General features: G+C 71.1%; 17 protein-coding genes. 8 read left to right on the top strand and 9 right to left on the bottom strand.

Going from position 1 to position 25,067, the window contains the following annotated elements:
• Positions 1 to 66: 66 nt before the first annotated feature.
• From R2B38_RS40345 to R2B38_RS40330, 4 genes are all read right to left on the bottom strand, one after another.
• Positions 67 to 1,608 (bottom strand): hypothetical protein, encoded by a 1,542-nt coding sequence (locus R2B38_RS40345; protein WP_318020751.1) that lies wholly within the window; start codon positions 1,606 to 1,608, stop codon positions 67 to 69.
• A complete protein-coding gene (locus tag R2B38_RS40340; RefSeq protein ID WP_318020750.1) occupies positions 1,605 to 3,731 on the bottom strand; it encodes a hypothetical protein in 2,127 nt (708 codons plus the stop codon). Before R2B38_RS40340 ends, R2B38_RS40345 begins: the two co-directional genes overlap by 4 nt.
• A 166-nt stretch (positions 3,732 to 3,897) precedes the next feature.
• Positions 3,898 to 4,599, bottom strand: a complete 702-nt coding sequence (locus R2B38_RS40335; protein ID WP_318020749.1) for a DUF4232 domain-containing protein — start codon at positions 4,597 to 4,599, stop codon at positions 3,898 to 3,900.
• 369 nt (positions 4,600 to 4,968) lie between these two features.
• Positions 4,969 to 6,246, bottom strand: a complete 1,278-nt coding sequence (locus tag R2B38_RS40330; RefSeq protein WP_318020748.1) for a multidrug effflux MFS transporter — start codon at positions 6,244 to 6,246, stop codon at positions 4,969 to 4,971.
• A gap of 155 nt (positions 6,247 to 6,401) precedes the next feature.
• Between R2B38_RS40330 and R2B38_RS40325 the strand changes: the two genes are divergently transcribed.
• Positions 6,402 to 6,896, top strand: coding sequence for a MarR family winged helix-turn-helix transcriptional regulator (locus R2B38_RS40325; protein ID WP_318020747.1), 495 nt, complete (start codon positions 6,402 to 6,404; stop codon positions 6,894 to 6,896).
• Between the two features lie 45 nt (positions 6,897 to 6,941).
• Here R2B38_RS40325 and R2B38_RS40320 read toward each other — a convergent pair whose 3' ends face one another.
• Positions 6,942 to 8,123 (bottom strand): cytochrome P450, encoded by a 1,182-nt coding sequence (locus R2B38_RS40320; RefSeq protein WP_318020746.1) that lies wholly within the window; start codon positions 8,121 to 8,123, stop codon positions 6,942 to 6,944.
• Positions 8,124 to 8,743: 620 nt separating this feature from the next.
• On the opposite strand from R2B38_RS40320, the gene R2B38_RS40315 reads away from it, so the two are divergent.
• Both R2B38_RS40315 and R2B38_RS40310 read left to right on the top strand, forming a co-directional pair.
• On the top strand, positions 8,744 to 11,281 hold the full coding sequence (locus R2B38_RS40315) for a SpoIIE family protein phosphatase (protein ID WP_318020745.1): 2,538 nt from the start codon (positions 8,744 to 8,746) through the stop codon (positions 11,279 to 11,281).
• Positions 11,282 to 11,357: 76 nt separating this feature from the next.
• Positions 11,358 to 14,078 (top strand): SpoIIE family protein phosphatase, encoded by a 2,721-nt coding sequence (locus tag R2B38_RS40310; protein WP_318020744.1) that lies wholly within the window; start codon positions 11,358 to 11,360, stop codon positions 14,076 to 14,078.
• Between the two features lie 73 nt (positions 14,079 to 14,151).
• On the opposite strand, the gene R2B38_RS40305 is transcribed toward R2B38_RS40310, so the two are convergent.
• The gene (locus R2B38_RS40305; RefSeq protein WP_318020742.1) at positions 14,152 to 15,639 is read right to left on the bottom strand and encodes an FG-GAP-like repeat-containing protein; all 1,488 of its coding nucleotides are present in this window, start codon (positions 15,637 to 15,639) and stop codon (positions 14,152 to 14,154) included.
• 135 nt (positions 15,640 to 15,774) lie between these two features.
• Entirely contained in the window at positions 15,775 to 17,610 is a 1,836-nt protein-coding gene (locus R2B38_RS40300; RefSeq protein ID WP_318020741.1) for a glycoside hydrolase family 15 protein, read from the bottom strand.
• A 153-nt stretch (positions 17,611 to 17,763) separates the two neighbouring features.
• On the opposite strand from R2B38_RS40300, the gene R2B38_RS40295 reads away from it, so the two are divergent.
• The 5 genes from R2B38_RS40295 to R2B38_RS40275 all read left to right on the top strand — a co-directional run bounded on the left by R2B38_RS40295 (position 17,764) and on the right by R2B38_RS40275 (position 22,434).
• Positions 17,764 to 17,952, top strand: a complete 189-nt coding sequence (locus R2B38_RS40295) for a hypothetical protein (RefSeq protein ID WP_318020739.1) — start codon at positions 17,764 to 17,766, stop codon at positions 17,950 to 17,952.
• A 106-nt stretch (positions 17,953 to 18,058) separates the two neighbouring features.
• A complete protein-coding gene (gene sthA, locus R2B38_RS40290; RefSeq protein ID WP_318020738.1) occupies positions 18,059 to 19,462 on the top strand; it encodes a Si-specific NAD(P)(+) transhydrogenase in 1,404 nt (467 codons plus the stop codon).
• Between the two features lie 223 nt (positions 19,463 to 19,685).
• Positions 19,686 to 21,158, top strand: coding sequence for an APC family permease (locus tag R2B38_RS40285; RefSeq protein ID WP_318020737.1), 1,473 nt, complete (start codon positions 19,686 to 19,688; stop codon positions 21,156 to 21,158).
• Positions 21,159 to 21,169: 11 nt separating this feature from the next.
• On the top strand, positions 21,170 to 22,129 hold the full coding sequence (locus tag R2B38_RS40280) for a hypothetical protein (RefSeq protein WP_318020736.1): 960 nt from the start codon (positions 21,170 to 21,172) through the stop codon (positions 22,127 to 22,129).
• 44 nt (positions 22,130 to 22,173) lie between these two features.
• On the top strand, positions 22,174 to 22,434 hold the full coding sequence (locus R2B38_RS40275; RefSeq protein WP_318020735.1) for a hypothetical protein: 261 nt from the start codon (positions 22,174 to 22,176) through the stop codon (positions 22,432 to 22,434).
• A 3-nt stretch (positions 22,435 to 22,437) separates the two neighbouring features.
• Here R2B38_RS40275 and R2B38_RS40270 read toward each other — a convergent pair whose 3' ends face one another.
• Both R2B38_RS40270 and efeB read right to left on the bottom strand, forming a co-directional pair.
• On the bottom strand, positions 22,438 to 23,598 hold the full coding sequence (locus R2B38_RS40270; protein WP_318020734.1) for a HoxN/HupN/NixA family nickel/cobalt transporter: 1,161 nt from the start codon (positions 23,596 to 23,598) through the stop codon (positions 22,438 to 22,440).
• 147 nt (positions 23,599 to 23,745) lie between these two features.
• Entirely contained in the window at positions 23,746 to 25,017 is a 1,272-nt protein-coding gene (efeB, locus tag R2B38_RS40265) for an iron uptake transporter deferrochelatase/peroxidase subunit (protein WP_318020733.1), read from the bottom strand.
• Positions 25,018 to 25,067: the final 50 nt, after the last annotated feature.

The raw sequence follows: 25,067 nt of genomic DNA, 5'->3' as shown, positions 1-25,067 counted from the left end.
CGTGGGCGGGTATCCGCAACGCGATCGAGATCGTCGGGAGCCGGGCGCGCTCGACCCTGCGGGCTGTCAGGTCGCCGGAGCGCGCGGCACCGTGCAACTCCCGTTCGGCGCATGGCCTGTTGGCCAGGACAGGGTGACGAACCGGTCGGTGCGGGTGACGGGGTCGAGGCGGACGACGGCGACCGCCTTGTCGTAGGGGTTGCCCTGGTTGTCGAGGCAGATCCAGCCGCTGGCGCCCTCGACGCGGTGGGCGCCGTGCAGGCGCAGCCAGGCGTTGCGGACCTCGTCGGTGGAGGGGACCGCGTGGCCGTGGACGGCCTCGTCGCGGATGCCCTCGATCGCGGTCCACGCCGAGTCGTAGGTGATGATGGCGCGGGAGTCGCCCAGGTCCACCGGGCCGACGGAGCCCGTCACTTGACGGTTCGTCAGCTCCTTCAGCGTCCGGAAGGCCTCGGCCGAGCCGCCCGTGGCCGGGGTGTTCGGGCCGGTCCAGGCGTCCGGGTGGGAGGAGGCGGTGAACTCCAGTGTGACGCCGTGCCGGAGGGTGTCCCACTCCAGATCGCCGTCCAGGGGAAGGGCGTTGGCGGCCGGTCCGGTAATGACGGTGTACGGGCGGGCGCGGCAGCCGCGCTTGCCCAACTCGTTGAGGAACTGGCGGAGTTGGACCGGACGGCCCGCGAAGTAGATCTCCTTGGCCGGGGATTCGCAGATGTTGGCGACGATCTGCCGGAAGTCGTTCGACGTCGTGCCCTCCGCGCTGATGTCCGGCGGGGAACGGAACTGCTCGGGTGCCAGCGATGCCCCCTCGGTCCGCGCCTCGAAGACCTTCCGGAGGCTGGTGATGTAGTTGTCGTCGTTCCGCGCGTCCTCCACCAGCACGGTCTGCCGCACCCCGACCCCGCGGTCGGCGTGGGCGAGGGCGGCGGCCTGGTCGGTGTTGCTGGGGTTGACCCGGACCAACCCCTCGTAGGCGTGCGGGTGTTGGAGCGTGTTGGCGATGTCGTCGGCGGTGAGCGCGCCGCCGACGACGGGGATCCTCTTCTCGTTCGTCAGATAGGCGATGGAACGCTGGGTGGTGGGCAGGCTGATGTCGAACCCGAAGACGGCGCGCAGCCGGTGCTCCGGCGAGGCCGCCAGCTCCGCGAGCTGGTCGGCCACCGGGCGCCAACGGCCGCCCCCGAGCCCGGGGTTGGCCAGCACCAGACGGATGGCCGGTGCCTGGCCGTTGGCCCTGTGGTTGGCGCGGTACTGGGCGAAGTAGGCGCCCTGCACCTCCCACAGCATGTGTTTGCGGTCGACCGGAGCCGTCGGACCGGCGACGTCCATCGGGACCATCAGCGCGATCGTGGCGTACGGGGCACCGGAGTCGGTCACCCTGTCGTTCTCGGCCTTGACGCGGGCGAACACCTGGTCCAGCGCGGGGTCGAAGCTCACGCTGCCGTCGGTGACGCCGACACACTCGTGCGGGGACGACTCCTCGTGGACACCGTCGCCGCAGGAGGTGTCGCTGTAGACGCGGTACCCGAACCAGGAACCCGCCGACACGACAAGAAGGAACACCGCGAGCAGCGCGCGTCGGGTCAGCCGACCCGGGGTGCGGAACCTCATCGCCCGCTCCCTTCCGGCACGGTCAGGTACGGGGCCTGAACCCCGTCGCGCAGCAGCGCGGACCAGTGCCGTAGAACCTGTCGGAAGGCGTCGGTGGCCTCGTGCTCGTGCAACGTGCGCAACGCGGACTCCACTTGGTCGATGCGGTCGGGGCAGGGCGCGTTGAGCGGGTCCGACTGCTCCCACAGGGCTTCCACCAGCCGGGCCACGGCCCGGTGGACGACCTCGTCCCGGGCGGCGAGTCGGCCCTGTCCGCAGCCGTCGCAGGGCGCCTCGACCGATACGGCCTCGGCCTCGAACCCCGCCGGGGGACGCGGCGCGGCGCAGACGATGTTCACGGCCGACAGCCACACGGACGGTGTGCTGTGGCCGAGCCAGTGGTGCAGGGAGCGGACGACCGGCTCGGTGAGCCCCAGCGCGAGGGTGTGGTGGAGATACGCGAACGGGATCGGGCCCAACTCGCCGTCCGGCAGCGGCTCCCGCGGCGCGTAACCGCTCCGCAGGTGCTGATGGATCTGCCGCCAGCGTTCCGGTGCGGTCCCGGTCCGCAGCTGGTGGAGCAGCAGGCGCCGTAGTCCCCGGTCCGCGACGAGTGGCACGGACCCGTCGGTGCCCGGCCAGGGAGCGGATTCCCAGCAGACGTCCTCCAGCAGTTCGAGGGCATCGTCCACGCGCCGCGCCAGGGTGTCGCCGGGGTGGAGTCCGGTCCACAGCCGGCGGGCGGCGGCGATGTCGAGGGCGGGGGCCAGCAGGGTCAGCCGGGAGCACTTGGCGGGGTCGGGCAGCAGCACGGCCAGCAACCGCTCCACCGTCGTACCGCTCCCGTCCCGCGCGGTGGCGTCGAGCAGCGAGGCCGCCGGCTGTGCGTCGGGCGCTCGACCGTGGGGAACGGCGTCCGCCGCCTCGGCGAGGGTCCGGGCGCTGCCCGCCCGGCCGCCGGCGAACCGGTCGATCAGCAGCGGCAGATACGCCGGCCGGTCCGCGGCGCCGAGGATGCGGCCGATGTCGCCGCGCTCCAACGAGGGCAGCCCCAGCCGCAGTTCACTGTCCGCCAGGACGGCCGCCGGGTCGGCGACCTCCCGCAACGCGCGGTGGGCCGAGGCGTCACCGAGTCGTGCGGCCACGACGACCGGCCCCACCGCGTCCTTGTCTGCGCCTTTTCGCCGCAGCGGTCCGAGGAGACGCGAACCGAGGGGCACGTGCGCGTTGTCGAGGAGGATCAGGGGCGGGGGCACGTCGTTCTTGCGGCGCAGCGGGCCGTAGTGGTGGCTGATGTCCGCGATGAAGGCGCTGATCAGGATCTCTTCCAGGCGGGCCTGGTCGCCGCCCGGCCGACGGAAGTCCCGTACGAATCCGAAGAGTTTCTGTACGGCGTCGCCCTGCTCGTGTTCGAGACGGTCGCCCCACCAGCGCAGCGCGCCGCGGTTCACGCGTGACCGCAGCAGCCGGGGCGCGGCGGTCCTGAGCGCGGCCCGGCCCGCGCTCTCCAGCGCGCCGAGGCCCGACACCCCGGCGGGAACGGCTCGTTCGGCGGCCTGGATCCACTCGGCGAGCCGGGCCTGGCGTTCCGGTCCGCCGTCTCCGTTCTGGTTGATGACGTCCTTGAGGCGCTGCTCCGCGCGGCGCAGGTCCTGCGGGGCCAGGGCGGCGCCGGCGTCCTCGGAGGTCCCGTCGGGGCGCCAGACGGTCACGGCCAGCAGTCCGAGGGCGAGCCGGGGGAAGCGCAGGGGCTGGGTGGTCCGCCGTAGCCTCAGGCCGAGTTTGTACGACAGCAGGTACAGCAGGTCGGTGAGGCGCGAGCCGTCGGGGCGGGCGTCGGGCAGACCGGCGAGGAGCGGGTCGCCGAAATCGGGTGCGGCGAGATCCGCGCGCACGAGCGGGACGAGCGGGGTGTAGGCGGCGGCCAGGGTCGCGAGGACGCTGGTCTTGCCGCTGCACCGGCCGCCGACCAGTTCGATGACCGGGTTCCCGCCGGGCAGTTCCACCCGGTCACGCCGGCCGTCGTTCCGGTCGATCCCGACGAGACCGGGCACCAACCCGTCGAGCAACGGGTCCACCCCGTAGAGCCGTTCGGCCACTGTCCCCTCAACCCCCTTGGCACCGGCGCCGCGCGGGCTCGGCACCGAGGGACCGAAGGTAGGGGCAGGAAAGGGCGGAAATCCGCGTCATCGCCGATGTGGCGGATTGTGGGCGTCTTGCGCGGCCGGCCCGGCGGATGACGGCGGTTTCCTGACCGTTTTCGACTCCCTGACCGCTTTCGACGCGTGGGCCCGCCGGAACCGGCCCCGGTCAGCCGCCCTGCCCCGCGCTGCCGACCGGGCCGACCGTCACGGAGGCGCCGGAGCCGTCCGTGACGGGCAGGGTGGCGGCGCCCGGCCAGTTGAGGGTGACCGACTTGGTCTCGTTCGGCGGGGTCACCACCAGGCCGGTGATGCGGACGCCGGAGCCGGCCGACTTGTTGAACGGGTAGCTGACGGGGAAGTAGGTCGACTTCCCGTTCTTGAGGACGGCCGACGTGGTCTCCTGCCCGGTGCGCTTCGCGGACACCGTCCCCGCGTTGGTCTTCAGGTCGACGCCCGCGTACCCGGAGATCGTGCAGTCCCGGCCGCCGCCGTTCTTGAACTCGACCACGACGGTCCGGTCGGCGTCCCCGTCGATGGTGTTGTCCGTCGCCGTGACCTCCAGTTCGTCGGTACGGCACCTGCCGGCCTTGGCGTTCGCGTCGGAGCCGGTACCGGCCGCCGTACCCGCACCCGTGCCGCCGGAGCCCGACCCACCGGAGCTGGTCCCCGTGGTGGCCTTCGCGCCGCTCTGGTCCGGGCTGTCCGTGCCCGAACTGCCGCCCGAGGAGGAGGTGTTGGACGCGGGGGACGCCGTGGGCGCGGACGACGGGTCACTCTTCCCCGTGCTGGCGTCGTCGCTCTGGCAGGCCGTGAGCGAGAGACCGGCGGCGACGGCCAGGGCGGCGAAGGTGAGCTTGTGAACGCGCATCGATTCATCCTCAGGATCGGTGGTGTCAGTGCCGGCCGCGCCGTACGGATCGTCGGTACGAGCGGGCGTTTCTGATCATCAAGAGCGGCTCGGCCGGGTCGGCCGTTCCGCACAACCACCGCATAGGACATTCCTGTTACACGCGTCTCCCCGTACGGCGCCCGCCATCACCAGGCACAACGCGCCGGAACCCCTCAACGGCAGGCCCGGACGGCCGTTCCCGCCCCCGTCGCCAACTCGTCCGCGGTCACGGTCCGTTGGGACAGACCCGTAACCCGGGAACCACAACCGATCGCCGGCCTTGAGCATCCCGCCGACCGGATGAAGGAACTCGCCGAAGCCCGAAGGCTCCAGACGGACCGTCAGTTCCTATGCGGCCGAGGCCGGTTCACCCTGCCCCTCCCACGGCCTGGCCAGTCCCACCAGTGCAACTCCCGCCGCCACCACGGCGATCAGCATGATCACCGCCATCGGCAGGGAACTGTCCTCGCCGAACACCCCCACCAAGGGCGCCGCGAGCGCGCCGAACAGGAACTGCAGTCCGCCGAGAAGGGCGGAGGCCGCGCCCGGGGCGTTGCGGCCGAGGGCCTGGCCGATGCTCAGGGTCGACGGGAAGACCATGCCGATGCCGCCGGCCGTGATGAACAGGGTGATCCAGGTGCCGGCGAGGGTCTCCCCCACGGTCAGCACCAGCAGCACCTGGCCCAGCGCGCCGACCGCGGCGACGGCGACCGCGCCCACGAGGAGGTTGTTCAGCCGTACCCGTCCGGCCAGTTGGGAGAAGGTCGCACCCGCGATGAGCATCGCCACGGCGTTGCCGGCGAAGATCAAGGAGTACGTCGTCGCGGACACCCCGTGCAGGTTCTCGAAGACGAAGCTGGACCCGCTGATGTAGGCGAACAGCGCCGCCGAGATGAACGCGAGGACAAGGACGTAGCCCATGAACGCACGGCGGCCGAGCAACTCTCCCATCGCGCGGAAGGTGTTGGTGATCCCGCCGGCGTGCCGCCGCTCCGGCGGCAGGGTCTCCGGGACCTTGCGGACCACACCGAGCAGCAACAGACCGCCCATCACGGTCAGTACGGCGAACACCGCGCGCCAGGTCGACACGGCGAGGATCGCGCCGCCGAGCACCGGAGCGGCGACCGGCGCGACACCCATGATCTGGGAGAGGACCGCGAAGTAGCGGGGCAGTTCGGCCCCTTGGAAGCGGTCGGTCAGGACGGCGCGGGCCAGCACCATGCCGGCCGCGCCCGACACGCCCTGGAGGAACCGGGCTCCGGTGAGGACCTCGATATTGGGGGCGAGCGCGCAGGCGACGGAGAAGACCGTGAACGCGGCCGTTCCGGACAGCAGCAGTCCGCGACGGCCGAGGCTGTCGCTGAGCGGGCCGATCAGCAGCTGGCCGACGACGAGTCCGGCCAGGAACGCGGTCATCGTCAGCTGCACGGCCGAGCTGCTCGCCCCGAGCGTGTCCCCCATCGCGGGGAAACCGGGGACGTACATGTCGGTCGCGAGCGGGGCGACGGCGGTCAGCGCGGCGAGGACGGCGACCAGAGCGACGGCTGTGCGCCGCGAGGGGTCGGTGGAGTCGGCCGGTGCGGTGGGGCGCGCGGCGGCGGAACTGGAGGGGGACGGCGATACCATGACCGTAACGGTAACCGATGGTTCACCAGTTAACAATGACGGACCGCTGAAGGCCGGTGAAGGCCCTCGTCAGCCCGTGAAGACCCGTGAAATGCTGCGGACCGGGCCTGCGAAGGCCTACGAAGGCCCGGTCCAGGAAGTGAGAGACGAGCCGCATGTCGCCCTCCCCCGCCGACGTCCGCGCCCAGTGGACCGAGCACAACCCCGGTCTCGACACCTCGCCCATGGAGCTGATCGGCCTGCTCAAGCACGCCACCGGCCTCCTGAACCGGGCGGTCGAGCCCCTCTACGCGGGCGCCGAGCTCACCGCCCCCGAGGTCGACATGCTGATCCCCCTGCGACACGCGACCGACCCGGTGATCGCCCGCCGCCTCGCCGAATGGCTCGGCCTGTCCCGGGCGGGCGTCAGCAAGGCCCTGGGCAAGCTGGAGCGGCGCGGCTTCATCGCCCGCACCCCGAACCCGGCCGACCGGCGCGCCGCCCTGGTGACCATCACCCCGGCCGGCGCCAAGGCCGTGGACGACCTCTTTCCGCGCCAACTCTCCGCCGAGGTACAGCTGTTGGCGGGGCTGGGCGAGGACCGGGAGCAGGTGCTGAGTGCGCTGGGGCGGTTGGTGGAGGTCATGGAGCGCCAAGTGGGCCGTGAGTGAAGGGTTTCTGACGGGATATCAGGATGGCCGCACCCCTCCTCCGTGTCAGGTCACGGCGTCCCACAGGACGTGCAGCGTCGGCGGCTTGCGGAACACCAGGCCGTGCGGGGCGGTCGGGTGGTCCGGGTCGAGGCGGAGGGCGGGGAGTCGTTCGAGGAGGTGCCGGAGGGCGATGCGGGTCTCCAGCCGGGCCAGGTGGGCGGCGAGGCAGTAGTGCGGGCCGTGGGCGAAGGCGAGTTGGAGGCGGGCGTTCTCGCGGCGGACGTCGAAACGGTCGGGGTCGGGGAAGACGGCCGGGTCGCGGTTGGCGCCGGTGAGGGAGACGGTGACCAGGTCGCCCTCGCGGATCGTGGCCGGGCCGAGGACGGTGTCGCGGGTGGCGTAACGGTCCACGACGGCGGCGCCGGGTTCGAGACGCAACGACTCCTCGATCGCGCCGTCCAGCAGGCCCATGTCGGCCTGGACGAGGGCGAGTTGGTCGGGGTGCCGGAGCAGATGCAGCAGCGCGTTGGTGATCATCGCCTCGGTGGTCTCGATGCCGCCGAACATCAACACGGCGGCGTTGGAGGCCACTTCGGGCAGTGTCAGCCGCGCGGCGGCGGCGCCGAGGAGTGAGGCTCCGCCCCGGTCGGCGACGGTGGCTTCGACGGAGGCGCGCAGTTCCGCGTACGCCGTGGTGCCGTCGGCTCCCGCCTCGTGCCCGGCGGTGATGTCCGAGACCGCGCGCACGATCGCGTCGTACCAGGCGAGAACCGTGTCCGGGGTGGTGCCGGTCAGCCCGAGCGCCTCGGTCACGACGGCGACCGCGAGCGGGCCCGCGAAGGCGCGCCGCAGTTCACCGGCGCCGGCCGGCCGCAGCGCGGTGACGAGCCGGTCGGTCTCGCCCTCGATGAACGAGGCGAAGCCGTCCCGTACTTCGCGCGGACGGAAGGGCGCGGTGAAGGGTTCACGGTGGCGGGCGTGCCGCTCCCCGTCGAGGGACAGCATGCTCGGGCCGACGACCTGAGCGGTGGAGAAGCGCGGGTCGTCCACGGTGAAGGTGACCGCGTCCTTCATCACGCCGAGCGCGAGGTCCCGCCGGGTGACCAGCCAGCCGTCCAACTCCGGCAGCCAGGACGCGGGTTCACGCTCGCGGAGCCGCGCCAGCCGGGGGTGCGGGTCGTGGGCGAGTTCGGCGAGCGTGGTCTCGGCGCCGAGGGGGAAGGGGGCGGCGGCGGTCGTGCTCATCGCGTGCCGTGACGGGGCAGGGGGTAACTGGGCATGACCGAGGCTAACAATCGGGGTGTGGGTGAGATGGGCGGGGTCGGGGGGCTGCCGCTGTGGGCGCTGGTCCGCGGTACATGGCTGGCGAACCGGAGGCCGACCGGTCACTACCGACTAGGGCAACAGATCGAATTCGCCCCGCGCGAGGCGTAGTTTGCGCCATCCTGAACGCCATGGGTCGAGGACCGATCGCTGACGCGGGTCGGACCTCAACTCCCTTTTCCTGCCTGCCTGCTCATCTTCCCTGCCTGTTCGCCTGTCGCGTCGATCCGAAAGGGCTCAGCCCGATGGCCACACCCCGGTCCGCCGGAACGACGCCCGCGCACGACAGCCGCACCCCCGGCGACCGCGGCACCACCCCCGGTCGGCCCACCCCCGTCGCCTGACCCGCGAAACGCCGGCGGCACCCCGCACCCGACCCCACCCACACGTGAGTCACTCTTGATCACTTCATCAGCCCCCGACGGACCGGCGATACCCGTGCCCCACCAGCCCATCCCGTCCGCCCAGGTGACCCCGGCCGCGTCCTGGCGCATTCTTGCTGTGTCACCCACCCGGCGCCACAAGGACGAGGTAGAGCCCCGATGACTGGGAGTGCCGAGCGCGAGAAGGGGACGCCCGGACGGCTCGCCGAGCTGCTCATCGACGCCTCGACGGAGGCGATCGACGCGGCCGGCGGCCACTCCGGGGGCGTCTACCTGCGGTCGAGCACGCCCGGACTGCTGCGCCTCGGCGTGCTGGCGGGGCTGCCCGGGCCGCTGTTCCGCCCCTGGGGACGGCTGCACGTCGACAGCAAGTTCCCCGTCGCCGACGCCTACCGCCTCGGCGTCCACGTGGTCCTGCCGAACGCCACCGAGACCATGCGCCGCTATCCCCAGTTCGCCGCGAGCCTGCCCTTCCAGTTCGGGTCCCTGTACGTCCCCGTCATCGGCGGATCGACGACGTACGGCGTGCTCACCGTGCTGCGGCCCTCCGCCGCCGACGCCACCGAGGTGCTGTCCGGCCTGGACCGGATGACCCGGCTGGCCGAGGAGCTGGGCCGGACGCTGGCGGAGCTGGAGGACCAGCACAAGGACGAGGAGGGTCCGTACGTCGCCTGGGACGGCGAGCCCGTGTGCGTCCGGACGGCGGCCACGCATCGCCCCGAGGGGCGCATGGCACGGTTCTCGTGGGATCCGAGGACCGCGGCCGTGACCGGGGACGGCTCCCTGCACGCCCTGATGGGGGTGGAGCCCGCCGAGTTCCCCGGCACCGCTCAGGCCCTCGCGGACGTCGTGGCGCCGGGCGACACGTACCAGGTCATGGCCGCGCTGCGGGCCACGGCCGCCGGGAAACCCCCGCCGCTGCCCCTGCGGGTGCGGGCGGCGGACGGTTCGGCCCGGCTGCTGGACCTGTGGACGCCCGCCACCGGGCCGCTCCCGCCGGACGGCGGGCACCCGGTCAGCGGTGTCGTCGTCGACCCGGGATCCGGACCGCTCGCCGACAGCGTGGCCGATCTGCTGCCGGACGGCGTGTTCTGCCTGGACCGGCTGGGGCTGGTCACCTACGTCAATCCGCGCGCCGCCCGGCTGCTGGGCCGGCCGCGCGAGGAGCTGCTGGGCCGCCCGCTGTGGGAGGGCGTGCCCTGGCTGAACCAGATCGGCTGCGAGGACCAGCTGCGCGGCGCCCTGCTGTCGCTGGGGCCGGTGCACTTCCACGTCCGGCGCCCGGACGAGCGGGAGCAGGGCGAGGAGCCGTACGAGAGCGACTGGCTCGCGATGGCCGTCCATCCGGGCCAGGACCGGCTGACGTGCACGGTCGCCCCCTCGACCCGGGTGGTGGGACCACCGCTGGTGCCCGTGCACACCGACGGGGACGGCGGACCGGGGAACGGCGTCACCTCGCTCGCGCCGCTGTACCGGCCGATCGTGCTCGCCATAGCGCTGACGGAGGCGGTCACCGCCCGCCAAGTGTCCGCGGTGGTCATGAAGGAGCTGCTGCCCGCGTTCGGCGGCCGGCGGCTCGCGATCTATCTGCTCCAGGAACGGCATCTGTACCTGGCCTGGGAGACCGGCTTCCCGCAGGGTTTCCTCGCCCCGTTCGACGGGGTCGGTCTCGACACCCGGCTGCCCGGGGTGGAGACCCTCACCACCGGACGCCCGCTCTTCTTCGACTCCATGCAGCAGCTCGCGGACGCCTACCCGGGCATCCCCCTGGACGCGGAGGAGGGCGCCCGCGCCTTCCTGCCGCTGATCGCGTCCGGGCGCCCGGTCGGCTCGGCCATCCTGGGCTTCGACCGCTCCCGCAGCTTCAGCACCGAGGAGCGCGCGGTGCTCACCGCCCTCGCCGGACTGATCGCCCACGCGATGGAGAAGGCCCAGCGCTACGACTCCGAGGCCGCCCTCGCCCGCGGCCTCCAGCAGGCGCTGCTCCCCCGCCGGCTCTCCACCCACCCGCAGGTGGAGACCGCGGGGCGCTATCTGCCGGGCACCCAGGGCATGGAGGTGGGCGGCGACTGGTACGACGTCGTCGAGGCCGGTGACGGTCTGGCCCTGGTCATCGGCGACGTCCAGGGGCACGGCGTCCAGGCAGCCGCCACCATGGGTCAACTCCGCAGCGCGGTCAGGGCGTTCGCGCTCGGCGACCGGCCCCCCGACGAGGTGATGAGCGGCACGAACCACCTCCTCATCGACCTCGACCCCGGGCAGTTCGCGAGCTGCTGCTATCTCCGCCTCGACCCGGCGAGCGGGCTGGTCCGGGTCGCGCGGGCCGGGCATCCGCCGCCGCTGATCCGTACCCCGGACGGCCGCACCCGCGTCTGGGACATACCCGGAGGCGTGGTCCTCGGGGTGGACCCGCACGCCCAGTACCCGGTGGCGGAGCTGCACCTGGAACCCGACTCCATCCTCGCGCTCTACACGGACGGCCTCGTCGAGCGGCCCGGTGTCGACATCGACGACGGCATCGCCGCCCTGCGCGTCGCCCTCGCGAAGGCGGGCGGGCCCGCCGCACGGCCGGGCGGGCGGTCCCTGGCCGGTGTCGCCGACCGGCTCACCACGGCGGCCCGGCACGCGGCCGACCGCCCCGACGACATCGCGCTGCTTCTCGCGGCGCGCCGCGCCAAGCCCGGACGGCACCCGTGACCCCCCGCCGGCCACGGCCTGTCACCGCCTGTGACGCCCCTCGCCTCCTGAGGTCGGGCAGTGTAGACATGGGCACATGGTCCGCCTGACGGGTCGTCCCGGGGCCCGGTCGACCCACCGCCCCGACGGTCTGCGCGCGCAGCGCCCGTACGACCGTGCCCGTCGGACGCCCGAACACCGGCGGGCGCCGCTGGGCGGCCGCAGCGTCGCCGGGCAGGTGTTCATGCTGCAGCTGGTGATCGTGCTGCTGCTGGTCGTGGCGGCCGTGGTGGCGCAGGTCCTCCAAGTGCGGCACGACAGCACGCAGGAGGCCCGCAACCGCTCGGTGGCCGTCGCCGAGACCTTCGCCAACGCGCCGGGCACGGTCGCGGCCCTCAAGAGCGCCGACCCCACGGCCATCCTCCAGCCCAGCGCCGAGGCCGCCCGCAAGACGTCCAAGGTCGACTTCATCGTCGTGATGAACACCGAGGGGATCCGCTACACCCACCCCAAACCGGACCGCATCGGCAAGAAGTTCGTCGGGGACATCGCCCCGGCGCTCGCCGGCCACGTCGTCACCGAGGAACTCACCGGCACCATCGGACCGCTGGTGCAGGCCGTGGTCCCGGTCCGGGGCCCCGGCGGCAAGGTCGTGGGCCTGGTGTCGGCCGGGGTGACGAAGGCGAACGTCGGCGGCGCCGCCGACCAGCAGCTGCCGCTCCTGCTGACCGCCGCCGGGGTGGCCCTCATCCTCGCCCTCGGGGGTACTGCCCTGGTCACCAGACGTCTCCAGCACCAGACCCATGGCCTGGGCCCGCACGAGATGACCCGGATGTACGAGCACCACGACGCGGTGCTGCACGCCGTACGGGAGGGCGTGATCATCGTCGGCGGCGAGGGCCGGCTTCTGCTCGCGAACGACGAGGCGCGCCAGCTGCTCGACCTGCCGGAGAACGCCGAGGGGCGCCTGGTCCTCGACCTCGGACTCGACGCCGACATGACCGCGCTGCTGGCCTCCGCGCGGGTCGCGACGGACGAGGTGCACCGGGTCGGCGACCGGCTGCTCGCCGTCAACCAGCGCCCCACCGACCTCAAGGGCGGCCCGGCCGGCAGCGTCACCACGCTCCGCGACTCCACGGAACTCCGCGCCCTCTCCGGCCGCGCCGAGGTCACCCGCGAACGCCTCAACATGCTCTACGACGCCGGGGTGGGCATCGGCACCAGCCTCGACGTCACCCGCACCGCCGAGGAACTCGCCGAACTGGCCGTCCCCCGCTTCGCGGACTTCGTCACGGTCGACCTCTACGACGCCGTGCTCAGCGGCGAGGAACCGCAGCCCGGCACCGACCTGCGCCGCACCGCCTCCAGCGGGGTCCGGGACGACGCCCCGCTCTACCCGGTCGGCAAGCAGATCCAGTTCATCGCGTCCTCCCCGCAAGCACGCAGCCTGGACACCGGCGAGGCCGTCGTCGAACCCCGGCTGAGCGACGCCCCCGGCTGGCTCACCCAGGACCCCGAACGCACCGCGCAGGTCGTCGAGTACGGCATCCACTCGCTGATCACCGTGCCGCTGCGGGCCGGTGCCCTCATCCTCGGTGTGGTCAACTTCTGGCGCTCCGACAAGCCGGACCCTTTCGACTCGGAGGAGCTGGCCCTCGCCGAGGAACTGGTCGCCCGCGCCGCCGTCTCCATCGACAACTCCCGCCGCTACACCCGCGAACACGGCATGGCGGTGACCCTCCAGAACAGCCTGCTGCCCCGCCGGCTGCCCGCACAGACCGCGCTCGACGTCGCCTACCGCTATCTCCCCGCGAAGTCCGGGGTCGGCGGCGACTGGTTCGACGTCCTGCCCTTGTCCGGCGCCCGCGTCGCCCTGGTCGTGGGCGATGTCGTGGGCCACGGACTGCACGCGGCGGCGACGATGGGCCGACTGCGCACGGCGGTCCACAACTTCTCCTCGCTGGACCTTCCGCCCGACGAACTCCTGGGCCTGCTGGACGAGTTGGTCGGCCGCATCGACCAGGACGAGACGACCGAGGACACCGTCGCCCCGGTCACCGGAGCGACCTGCCTGTACGCGATCTACGACCCGGTGACCCTGCGCTGCACCGTCGCCCGCGCCGGCCATCCGCCACCGGCGCTGATCCGCCCGGACGGCACCGTCGAGTTCCCCGACGTGCCCGCGGGACCCCCGCTCGGCCTCGGCGGACTCCCTTTCGAGACGGCCGAGTTGGAGCTGGCCGAGGGCACCCGGCTGGTCCTGTACACGGACGGCCTGGTCGAGGACCGGGAGCGTGACATCGACGTCGGCCTGGAGATGCTGCGCACCGCGCTGACCGACTCCGGCGACTCCCCCGAGGACACCTGCCGGGCCGTTCTCGACTCGGAGTTGTCGGTACGCCCGAGCGACGACATCGCCCTGATCGTCGCCCGCACCCGCGCCCTGGGCGCCGACCGCATCGCCGAGTGGCGCGTCCCCTCCGACCCGGCCGCCGTCTCCGACATGCGCGCCTCGGTCACCCGCCAACTCACCCACTGGGGCCTGGACGAGCTGACGTTCACCACCGAACTCATCCTCAGCGAACTGGTCACCAACGCGATCCGCTACGGCAACGACCCCGTCCGCGTACGCCTGTTGCGCGACCGCACCCTGATCTGCGAGGTGTACGACGGCAGCACCACGTCACCGCATCTGCGGTACGCGGCGATGACGGACGAGGGCGGCCGGGGCCTGTTCCTGGTGGCCCAGCTCTCGGAACGCTGGGGCACCCGGTACACCCCGGCGGGCAAGGTCATCTGGGCCGAACAGGCCCTGTGACCACTCCAGTTGACGGTCGGCGCCCGCACCGGCTGCCGAGCCGGTGCGGGCGCCGCCATACCGCTTACCCGTCCTACTCGTCGATCGCCGCCCCGAAGTGCGCGCCCTTCGCCGCGCCGCCGAGGTCGGCCGCACTGTAGAGCGAAGAACCGTCGGCGAGCAGGCCGTTGGGACCGGCCGGGAGCAACCAGACATAGCCGTCAGCGGAGTTCTCGCCGGGCGCGGAGGCGACCAGTTCGCTGCGGCCGTCCGCGTCCGTGTCCGCCAGGCGGACCTGGGTGCCCCAGGCGTCGTCGGCCTCGGCGGTGCCGGGGATGTTCGCGGTGTTCTGGTCGAAGGACTGGGCGCCGGTCGCGGTCACGCCGTCGCTCGAACCGCGCAACAGCCATACCGCGCCCGCGTCCCGGACCGTGCCGATGTCCTCGCCGGGTGCGCCGACGGCGATGTCCGCGTAACCGTCGCCGTTGACGTCACCGACGGAGAGGTCGTTGCCCCAGGCGTCGCCGTGCTCCGAAGTGCCGGGTACGCCCGGGGAGTTCTGCGACCACCAGTCCGCGGGACCGGCGGTGCCCTCCGAACTGCCGTAGTAGACGGCGATCTTGCCGCCGTCGTCACCCTCGGCCTTGTCGTCGGCGCTGCTCAGCTGGCCGACCACCAGGTCGTCGTAGCCGTCGCGGTTGATGTCGCCGGACGCCGTACCGAGGCCGCCGTTCAGGTCCTGACGGTACGTCAACTCGGTGTCGCCGCCCGCGTAGAGGGCCGACCAGCCCTGCTGGTAGTCGTCGTCGGGGCTGTAGCCCGAGATGACCAGGTCGGCGAAGCCGTTCTTGTCGTAGTCGCCGGTGGTGAGGTAGGCGGGCTGGATGCGGTGGCCGCCCGGCTGGGTGGTCGTGTTCAGCGTGCCCATCAGGTGCAGGATGTCGGTGTGGTAGGCGAAGATCTGGGCGCCGTTGTCGTCGAGGACGGCCATCTCGTCGGCGTCGGTGGCGCCGGTGAAGCGGGCCGCCGTCACGGCCTGGCCGAAGCGGGCGCCCGCGGCGGGCCTGGTGGAGGTGAAGGAGGTGTTCGCCTCGGCGCCCAGGCCGGCCTTGGAGCCGTAGAGGACGGTGACGCGGCCGGCGTTCTCGAGGCTGCCCTCGTCCTCGCCGGGGGCGCCGATCAGCGCGTCGTCGTAGCCGTCCCCGTTCACGTCGCCGGTGGCGATGGCCTGGCCGAAGGAGTCGTAGGTCTCCGAGGTGCCGGGGACGCCGGGCGTGGACTGGCTGATGACGGCCGTGTGGCCCTTGGGGACGGTGTTATTGGTGGCGATGCCGTTCGGGGCGCCGTACTGGACGGTGACGTAACCGGCGCCCTGCTTGCCGTCGACGGTGCCCTCCGGGGCGCCGATGAGGACGTCGTCGTAGCCGTCCCCGTTGAAGTCGCTGTTGCGGTCGACGGCGCTGGTGCCGCCGGGGACGCCCGCGTAGCTGGCCGGGGCGGCGACGATGCCGGCGCCCGCCAGGAGCAGGAAGGCCGCGGACGCGACGGCGGCGGAGACCTTCTTGCGTGACACGTTCGTCATGATGTGTTCCCCCGTGGATCAATTGTGTTGCGGTCACCGGGTTCGACACGAGACATGACGTGGTGGTTGTGGTGCCTCGGCGTGCTGTGACGCCTCAGTGACACTTGTTGCGCGGCCCGGACGAACGCGGCCGGATCAGCCGAGTGCCTTGTCCAGGTTGAACGCGGCGCTGATCAGGGCGAGATGGGTGAACGCCTGCGGGAAGTTGCCCTGTTGCTCGCCGGTGCGGCCGATCTCCTCGGCGTACAGGCCGAGATGGTTGGCGTAGGTGAGCATCTTCTCGAAGGCGAGGCGGGCCTCGTCGACACGGCCGGCGCGGACCATGGCCTCGACGTACCAGAAGGAGCAGATCGAGAACGTGCCCTCGTCGCCGCGCAGGCCGTCCGGGCTGGCCTGCGGGTTGTAGCGGTAGACGAGGGAGTCGGAGACCAGTTCCTCGGTCAACGCGTCCAGGGTGGAGAGCCACTTGGGGTCGGTGGGGGCGATGAACTTCGCCAGCGGCATCATCAGCAGGGCGGCGTCGAGGACGTCGCTGCCCTCGTACTGGACGAAGGCCTGGCGTTTGACCGACCAGCCGCGGTCCATGATGCGGCGGTAGATGGTGTCCCGGCACGCGCCCCAGTACGGCAGGTTGGCCGGCAGGCCGCGGCGGTTGGCGAGGCGGATCGCGCGCTCGATCGCGACCCAGCACATCAGACGTGAGTAGAGGAAGTTCTTGCGGCCGCCGCGGGTCTCCCAGACGCCCTCGTCGGGCTGGTCCCAGTTGTCGCAGACCCAGTCGACGAGGGCGCACACGTCGTCCCACTGGGCGCTGGAGATGGGCTCGGCCCACTTGTCGTAGAGGTAGATGGAGTCGATCAGGGCGCCGTAGATGTCGAGTTGGAGCTGGTCGGACGCCGCGTTGCCGACGCGGACCGGGGCGGACTTCCGGTGGCCTTCGAGGTGCGGGAGTTCGCGTTCGGTGAGTTCGGTGCGGCCGTCGATGCCGTACATGATCTGGAGCGGGCCGGACGGGTTGCCGTCGCCGGGGCTGATGTAGCGGGTGACGAACTGCATGAACGCCTTTGCCTCGCCGGTGAAGCCCAGGCGCAGGAGCGCGTAGACGCAGAAGGCGGCGTCGCGGATCCAGACGTAGCGGTAGTCCCAGTTGCGCTCGCCGCCGAGCTGTTCGGGGAGGCTGGTCGTGGGGGCGGCGACGATCGCGCCGGTGGGGGCGTAGGTCAGCAGTTTGAGGGTGAGGGCGGAGCGGTGGACCATCTCGCGCCAGCGGCCCCGGTAGCGGGACTGGGAGATCCAGCGCCGCCAGTAGGCGACCGTCGAGGCGAACTCGTCCTCGGCCTCCTGCCGGGCGCAGGGGCGGGAGGTCACCTCGCCGTCGACCTGGTCGAGGGCGAACACCTCGGACTCGCCCTCGTCGAGCTTGAAGTCGGCCCACACGTCGACGTCGTCGCATTCCAGGGGGACGGTGGCGGTCAGCGCGAGGGACCTCTCGGCGGACTCGAAGAGCGCCACGTCGCCGACCATCCGCGCGGTGTGGGGAGAGGCGCCGTAGTCAAACCTCGGGGCGACGCGGGTCCGGAAGGGGACCGAGCCGCGCACGCACAGCACGCGCCGGATCAGCCGGTGCCGGGCGGACGCGTCCGACTCCCCGGTCACCGGCATGAAGTCCTGGACCTCGCCGACGCCCTCCTCGGTGTAGAACCGGGTGATCAGGACGTTGGTGTCGGGGAAGTAGAACTGCTTGGTGCGCGCGGGCACGGAGGCGGCCAGCTCGAAGGAGCCGCCGCGTTCCGCGTCCAGGATCGCGGCGAAGACGCTGGGGGCGTCGAAGGACGGGCAGCAGTACCAGTCGATCGTGCCGTTGGTCCCCACCAGCGCCACGCTGCGCAGATCGCCGATCAGGCCGTGCTCGGCGATGGGCAGATATCCGGGTCCGGTGGGGGTGTCCTGGTGGGGCGGGGTCTCGACCATCGCGGCAGCCTCCCTGGTTCGGGCCCGCGGGGGCCGGTTCCAGCTTAGGTTCAGGTTCTCGATCGGCCACTCTTCCGGATGCACACTGAGGGTGGGCGGGGAATCGTGGGAGTGGGACCCACGGCACGTGCCCAGTCTCAGGGAGGAAGCACCATGTCGACAGCACAGCCCGACGACCGCGCCACACCGGACGCCCTGCTGCACGCCCGCACCGGTACGGAGGTGGCCCCGGAGGATGTCGTACTCGCGGCCGGCCGGGACGTGACTCCGGAGAATCTGGAGTGGGCGCGGCGGAAGATCGAGGCGGAGGGGGCGGCGGCGCTGGACAAGCTGCTTCCCTAGCCGCACCTCCCGCCATCGTCCCCAGCCGCACCTCCAGCCGTCTTGTGGGCGTCTGGTTACCCGTTCACCCTTTCGGAGAAGGCACCCCGGCTGACAGACTCCGGAGGTGCCCGACTTCGACATGCTTGTCATCGGTTCAGGACCGGGTGGCCAGAAGGCCGCCATCGCCGCGGCCAAGCTCGGCCGCCGGGTCGCCGTCGTAGACCGCCCCGACATGGTCGGCGGGGTCTCCATCCACACCGGGACCATCCCCTCCAAGACGTTGCGCGAGGCGGTGCTCTATCTCACCGGTCTCACCCAGCGCGATCTGTACGGGCAGAGCTACCGCCTGAAGGACGACATCACCGTCGGCGACCTCACCGCGCGCACGCAGCACGTGGTCAGCCGTGAAGTGGACGTCATCCGCAACCAGTTGTCCCGCAACCAGGTCTCCCTGTTCGCCGGCACGGGCCGCTTCGTCGACCCGCACACCGTCGCGCTGACCGAGATCACCGGCCACGAACGGCTGTTGACGGCCGAGAACATCATCATCGCCACCGGTACCCGCCCCGCGCGGCCGGACACCGTCGAGTTCGACGGGCGCACCATCATGGACTCCGACAACGTGCTGGACCTGCCCAAGGTCCCGCGGTCCATGGTCATCGTCGGCGCGGGCGTGATCGGCATGGAGTACGCCTCGATGTTCGCGGCGCTCGGCAGCAAGATCACCGTGGTGGAGAAGCGCGCCGGGATGCTCGACTTCTGCGACCTGGAGGTCATCGAGTCGCTCAAGTACCACCTGCGGGACCTCGCCGTCACCTTCCGCTTCGGGGAGACAGTCGCCGCCGTCGAGCGGCACACCAACGGCACGCTGACCGTGCTGGAGAGCGGCAAGAAGATCCCGGCCGACGCCGTGATGTACTCCGCGGGACGGCAGGGCCTGACCGACGAACTCGACCTGGACAAGGCCGGGTTGTCCGCCGACAAGCGCGGCCGGATCGACGTCGACGAGAACTTCCGTACCACGGTGCCGCACATCTACGCCGTCGGCGACGTCATCGGCTTCCCGGCCCTCGCGGCGACCTCGATGGAACAGGGCCGTACGGCCGCGTACCACGCCTGCGGTGAGCCGGTGCACCGGATCGACGACCGGCAGCCGATCGGCATCTACACCATCCCGGAGATCAGTTTCATCGGGAAGACGGAGGACCAACTCACCGAGGAGTGCGTGCCGTTCGAGGTCGGCATCTCCCGCTACCGCGAACTCGCGCGCGGCCAGATCATCGGCGACTCGCACGGCATGCTCAAGCTGCTGGTCTCCCCCACGGACCGCACCCTGCTCGGCGTGCACTGCTTCGGCACCGGCGCGACGGAACTCATTCACATCGGCCAGTCGGTGATGGGCTGCGGCGGCACGGTCGACTACCTCGTGGACGCGGTCTTCAACTACCCGACGCTGGCGGAGTCTTACAAGGTCGCCGCCCTCGACGCGACCAACAAACTGCGCCAGATCGACCGACTCGGCGACTGACCGTTCACAGGAGATTACTCGCTGGTCAATCTTGAAAGGTCAAGAGGTAGGGCTATCATCACACCCACACACGGTGTGACCGTCCGCCGACGCAGCGGTTAAGCGGTATCCGCCATTCCCTTTCGTTGTTCCGACCGGCCACTGACCCGAGGCCACCCCTCTCCGGGTCCGCGGCCGGTCCGCTCAACTCCGCACGTCGTGCAAGACGGAAAGCAGCGCAACCATGAGCAACAACAGGGGCAGAGGGCTGCAGGCCAACGCCCTCGGTACGTTCGACACCGTGGTGATGGCCGTGGCGGGCAGCGCACCGGCGTACTCGATCGCCGCGACCACCGCGGTCCTGGTCGGCGCGGTCGGCCTGGCCAGCCCGGCGGCGCTCCTCTACTGCGCGATACCGATGCTGGGCATCGCGCTGGCGTTCAGCTATCTCGGCCGCATCGACGTGAACGCGGGGGCGAGTTACTCCTGGGTGGGCCGCACCCTCCACCCCTTTCTCGGCTTCATCAGCGGCTGGGCCCTGGTGGTCTCCGCGACCATCTTCATGGTCGCCGGGTCACTGCCCGCCGGGTCGATGACACTGTCCCTCTTCGACCAGGACCTCGCGGACAACACGGCGTTGTCGACGGTGGTCGGCGCCGCGTGGTTCGTCATCATGCTGCTTGTCGTACTCGGCGGGGCCAGGCTCACGGTCCGGGCCCAACTCCTCATGTCCGGTGTGGAGTTGAGCATCCTGGCGCTGTTCGCGGTGTTCGCCCTCGTCCACTCCGACAACGCCCGCGCCTTCGACTGGTCCTGGCTGGGCTTCAGCCACTTCGACGGGGTGTCCGGCTTCGCGTCGGGCGCGCTCATCGCCGCGTTCTACTACTGGGGCTGGGACGTCACCAGCAACCTCAGCGAGGAGACCCGCAACAGCCGCCGTACGACCGGACTCGCGGGCCTGATCGGCGTCGGCATCGTCTTCCTGCTCTTCGAGGTGTTCACCATCGCGGTGAACATCATCCTGACCTCGCGGCAGATCGAGAACAACGACGCCAACGTGCTGGCGGTGCTCGGCGACGAGCTGTGGCCGGGCTGGGGCGGCAAGTTGCTCATCGTGGCGGTGATGCTGTCGACCATCGCCACCCTGGAGACCACCCTCATCCAGGTCACGCGCTCGCTGTTCGCGATGGGCCGCGACCGCACGATGCCGGCCGCGCTGGGCAAGGTGCACCGCACCTGGAACACCCCGTGGGTCGCCATCACCGTGGTCGGAGGCGTGGCGCTGGTCATGTTCATCGCCTCCAACGCGCTCGGTTCGGTGGGCGAGATCCTCTCCGACGCGATCTCGGCGATCGGTCTGCAGATCGCCGTGTACTACGGCCTGGCGGGCCTCGCTGTGGTCGTCGCGTACCGCAAGATGCTCTTCAAGTCGGCGGCGAACTTCCTCTTCGGCGGGCTGTGGCCGCTGTTCGGCGCCCTGTTCATGTTCTGGATCTTCGTCGAGTCGCTGAGCAGCCTGAGCGACGCGGCGATCGCCATCGGCGTGGGCGGCCTGGCCGTGGGACTGATCCCCATGGTCTGGTACTGGAGGCAGGGCAGCGACTACTACCGCCCCGCGCGCCTGGACGCCGCGCACACCGTCGAGACGGACTACGTCCCGGACGACTTCGTGCCCGAACAGTCCCGGGTCCATCAGGGTCTCCCGACCGACTTCTGAGGGGCACCCCGATGGCGCGAGACCGCTACACCCCCGAGTTCGACCCCGACTGCGGGGACGCTCCGCTCAGTTCGGCCCGCCAGGACATCGTCATCGGCCGCTGGCAGGGCCTGCGGGACCTGCTGCGGAACACCGGCGCGCACTGGCTGGGCCGGGGCCACCGGGTCCGGACGCTCGCGCAGGCCTGCGCGAGCAGTTCGACGGTCGAGTCGTGGCTGGCCGCCGAGCCCCACAGCGGCGACGCGCTCACGCTGCGGGCGGCGACGGAGACGGCCCGAGCGTTCAACATGGCCATCGCGGCGGGCCGGGGCGTGCCGATCGACCGGAACCGCATCGACGCTGCCGTCATGGCCTGCCTCCAGGCCTCGGAGGCGTACCCGGACGACCCCACCCCGTGGATCTCCCTGATCTCCGTGGCCCGCCTCTATCCGTCAGGCGTACGACGCCAGGAACTCGCCCGCTGGTGGGACGAGTTGCACCGCCGCGACCCCTACAGCGTCGAGGGCCATCTCCAGGTCCTCCACTACTACTCCTCCCGCTGGCACGGCAGCCACGGCCTCATGTACGACTTCGCCCGCGACGCGGCGGGCGTGGCACCGCCCGGCTGCACCCTGCCGGTCCTGGTGCAGTACGCCCGCGTCGAGGAGTACCGCTACGCCCTCGATGCGGCGAAGGGCCACCAGGCGGCGGTGGGCCTCGGCCAGCACTGGACCCATGACGGCGCCGTCAGCGACGTCCGCCGCACCTGGCAGCGCTGGATCACGGCCCGCGAGGACGGTCCCTTCCCGCCCGGCGAACTCCGCGACCTCAACTACCTTGCCCATGCGGCCTGTTACGCGGGCACGAAGGACATCTCGACGACGGTCCTGGGGATGATGGGACGCCGGGCGACGACGACCCCGTGGTCGTACACCGGGGACGCGGAGAAGCAGATCGTGAAGTGGCGGAAGGAGTTGGGGGTGCGGACGTGACACTCGGACGAGCCGAAAGTCGCCGCACAAGGAGGTCGTACCTCATGGCTGAATCCGAGCTGGCCGCGCTGCGGGAGCGGGCCCGAGGTGGGGACGTGGACGCCTCGGACGAGCTGGTTCAACTTGCCGCTGAGCTTGGGGACTTGAAGGAGTTGCGGCGGCTTGCCGACACCGGCAGCTCGGACGCCGTTGAACAGCTTGTTCAACTCGCCGCCGAGCGGGGCGAGTTGGCCGAGCTGCGGCGGCTGTCGGATGGCGGGAGTGCGACCGCCGCCGAACAGCTTGCGGAGCTCGCCGCTGAATAGCCGTTATTCCGCGGGCTGTTCCGCCGGTTGGGCCAGGTGCGCAGTCCACTTGTCCTCGATGCGGCCGAACTTCCAGACCAGCAGGGCCACGATCCAGGTCGCGAAGAACAGGCCGACGATGAGGAAGCCGATGACGTTGAGGTCGAGGCCCGCGACCCAGTCCCAGAAGAAGCCGTGGAGGTCGAGCTTCTCGGCGAACAGGCCCAGGAGTTCGACCGTGCCGATGATCAGGGCGACGGCGACGGACAGCCCGGTGATCGTGAGGTTGTAGTAGACCTTGCGGACCGGCTTGGAGAAGGCCCAGCCGTAGGCGAAGTTCATGAACGTGCCGTCGATCGTGTCGAGGAGCGACATACCGGCGGCGAACAGCACCGGCAGGCACAGGATCGCGTACCAGGGCAGGCCGGACGCGGCGCCCGAACCGGCGAGCACCAGCAGCGCGATCTCGGTCGCCGTGTCGAAGCCGAGGCCGAAGAGCAGGCCCAGTGGGTACATCTGCCAGGACTTGGTGATCGACTTCATGAAGCGGCCGAGGATGCGGTTCATGAAGCCCCGGTTGTTCAACTGCTCCTCCAGCGCGGCCTCGTCGTAGTGCCCGGAGCGCATCTGGCGGAACACCTTCCAGATGCCCGCCATGATGACGAGGTTGATGCCCGCGATGACGTAGAGGAACGTGCCCGAGACGGTCGTACCGATCAGGCCGGTGACGTCGTGGAGTTGGGAGTTGTCGTCGCGGACCGGGTTGGCCAGGGCCTTCACGCCGAGGGAGAGCAGGAGGGTCAGGCCGAAGACGATGCTGGAGTGGCCGAGCGAGAACCAGAAGCCCACCGACAGCGGTCGCTGCCCCTCGCTCATCAGCTTTCGGGTCGTGTTGTCGATCGCCGCGATGTGGTCCGCGTCGAACGCGTGCCGCATACCGAGCGTGTACGCGGTGACGCCCATGCCGATGCCGAAGGACTTCTCGCCGACGCTGTAGTGCCCCGGCGCCACGATCCACACGAGCGTGAACCAGCCGATCACGTGCAGCCCCAGCACGAACGCGGCCATCCCGCCGACCCGGGTCCACTCCTGCCGCGTCATCGACGTACGGACGCGGTGCCAGAGCGAGGGCTTCGCGCCGGCCGTGACGGGGAGGGTCGACGTGGATTCAGGGGCGGCCGTCATCTAGGAGGGTCTTTCTTCCGGGTACGGGTGTGGCTGTGCGGTTGCCGCGAGCAACCTCGTGCCATCCTTCCGTACCTGCAACCTGTTCGCAGTAACGGTCAGTAAAGTCCACGGCAGGTCTTGCCCAAAGGGAGGAAAAATCCCTGGTCAGGTCGCCATCAAACCCCTGCCGAGCCAGTCCTTGGCGTCCTTCACACCCGGCAGCGCGTAGAAGTAACCGCCACCGGTCGGAGAGATGTAGTCGACAAGAGGCTCGTCGATCAATCTGGTCTGGGTCGCCTCGAACTGCCGCCGCACGTCCTGCTGGTAGCAGCAGAAGACCAGGCCCATGTCGAGGTTGCCCACGGCGTCGATGCCCCGGTCGTAGTTGTAGCCGCGGCGCAGGATGCGCGAGGTGTCGGTGGCGGCGGTGCGCGGGTTGGCGAGGCGGATGTGCGCGTCGAGCGGGATCGCCGTGCCCTTGGGGTCCTTGGCGTAGTGCGGGATGTCCGTCTCCTTGGCACCGTCCAGCGGGGCGCCGGTGTCCTTGCGGCGGCCGAACATCAGCTCCTGCTCGCTGAGCGAGACCCGGTCCCAGAACTCGACGAGCATGCGGATGATCCGGATCACCTGGTAGCTGCCGCCGCTCGCCCAGGCCGGTTCGTCCTGCCCGTCGCCGACCCAGATCAGCCGGTCGGTCTCGCGGGTGGACTTCACGTCCGGGTTGGCTATGCCGTCCTTGAAGCCGAGCAGGTTGCGCTGGGCGCCGGTGGGGCGCGGGGTGTTCTGGAAGCCGTCTATGCGCCACTTGATCTGCATGCCGCCGCGGGTGTGCCGGGCGATGTCCCGCAGCGCGTGCAGCACCGTGTCCTGGCGGGCGCCGCACACCTGGAGCGACAGGTCGCCGTGGCACTCGGCGGCGCGCAGGTTGTCGTTCGGGAACGTCTTCATCGGGGTCAGCCGACGCGGCTTGGCCTTGGCGAGTCCGTACCGGTCGTCGAAGAGGGACGCGCCCACACCGACGGTGACCGTGAGGGCGTCGGCTGGTACGTCCGGTCCGAGGATGCCGTTGTCGGCGGGCGGCGCGCCGACGCCGAGGTCGGCGGGGGTACCGCCGGAGGTGAGGAACCGGGCCCGTTCGGTGATCGTCCGCAGCAGCTCGGTCAGTTCGGCCCGGTTGTCGGCGATCACGTCGAGGGAGACGAAGGTCGCGGCGGCCGGGGCGGGGGTGAGGATGCCGGCCTGGTGGGTGCCGTGGAAGGGCACCTTGGCGGCGTCGGTCGTGTCCGCGGCCTGCGCCTCGGTACTCCCGCCGGTCTCGGCCAGCGCGAAGGCTCCGCCGGCCAGCACCGCCCCGGCGGCCCCGGCACCGAGCGCCGTCCGCACGAAGGAGCGACGGCCGGCTCCGGCCGGACAGCCAGGGGTTTCGGCGGACTGCATCGGACGGGTCCCTTCATTGCGCGCGTTCTCGGAGCCAGGCGTGTTCTCGG

This window comes from Streptomyces sp. N50 (assembly GCF_033335955.1).
Lineage (GTDB): Bacteria > Actinomycetota > Actinomycetes > Streptomycetales > Streptomycetaceae > Streptomyces.
This window is presented reverse-complemented; position numbering and strand designations above follow the sequence as displayed.

Excerpts from the sequence above, each read along its gene's own strand:
- R2B38_RS40345 (WP_318020751.1), bottom strand. The coding sequence starts at position 1,608 with ATGAGGTTCCGCACCCCGGGTCGGCTGACCCGACGCGCGCTGCTCGCG.
- R2B38_RS40335 (WP_318020749.1), bottom strand. The coding sequence starts at position 4,599 with ATGCGCGTTCACAAGCTCACCTTCGCCGCCCTGGCCGTCGCCGCCGGT.
- R2B38_RS40330 (WP_318020748.1), bottom strand. The coding sequence starts at position 6,246 with ATGGTATCGCCGTCCCCCTCCAGTTCCGCCGCCGCGCGCCCCACCGCA.
- R2B38_RS40325 (WP_318020747.1), top strand. The coding sequence starts at position 6,402 with ATGTCGCCCTCCCCCGCCGACGTCCGCGCCCAGTGGACCGAGCACAAC.
- R2B38_RS40320 (WP_318020746.1), bottom strand. The coding sequence starts at position 8,123 with ATGAGCACGACCGCCGCCGCCCCCTTCCCCCTCGGCGCCGAGACCACG.
- R2B38_RS40315 (WP_318020745.1), top strand. The coding sequence starts at position 8,744 with ATGACTGGGAGTGCCGAGCGCGAGAAGGGGACGCCCGGACGGCTCGCC.
- R2B38_RS40310 (WP_318020744.1), top strand. The coding sequence starts at position 11,358 with ATGGTCCGCCTGACGGGTCGTCCCGGGGCCCGGTCGACCCACCGCCCC.
- R2B38_RS40305 (WP_318020742.1), bottom strand. The coding sequence starts at position 15,639 with ATGACGAACGTGTCACGCAAGAAGGTCTCCGCCGCCGTCGCGTCCGCG.
- R2B38_RS40300 (WP_318020741.1), bottom strand. The coding sequence starts at position 17,610 with ATGGTCGAGACCCCGCCCCACCAGGACACCCCCACCGGACCCGGATAT.
- R2B38_RS40295 (WP_318020739.1), top strand. The coding sequence starts at position 17,764 with ATGTCGACAGCACAGCCCGACGACCGCGCCACACCGGACGCCCTGCTG.
- R2B38_RS40285 (WP_318020737.1), top strand. The coding sequence starts at position 19,686 with ATGAGCAACAACAGGGGCAGAGGGCTGCAGGCCAACGCCCTCGGTACG.
- R2B38_RS40280 (WP_318020736.1), top strand. The coding sequence starts at position 21,170 with ATGGCGCGAGACCGCTACACCCCCGAGTTCGACCCCGACTGCGGGGAC.
- R2B38_RS40275 (WP_318020735.1), top strand. The coding sequence starts at position 22,174 with ATGGCTGAATCCGAGCTGGCCGCGCTGCGGGAGCGGGCCCGAGGTGGG.
- R2B38_RS40270 (WP_318020734.1), bottom strand. The coding sequence starts at position 23,598 with ATGACGGCCGCCCCTGAATCCACGTCGACCCTCCCCGTCACGGCCGGC.
- efeB (WP_318020733.1), bottom strand. The coding sequence starts at position 25,017 with ATGCAGTCCGCCGAAACCCCTGGCTGTCCGGCCGGAGCCGGCCGTCGC.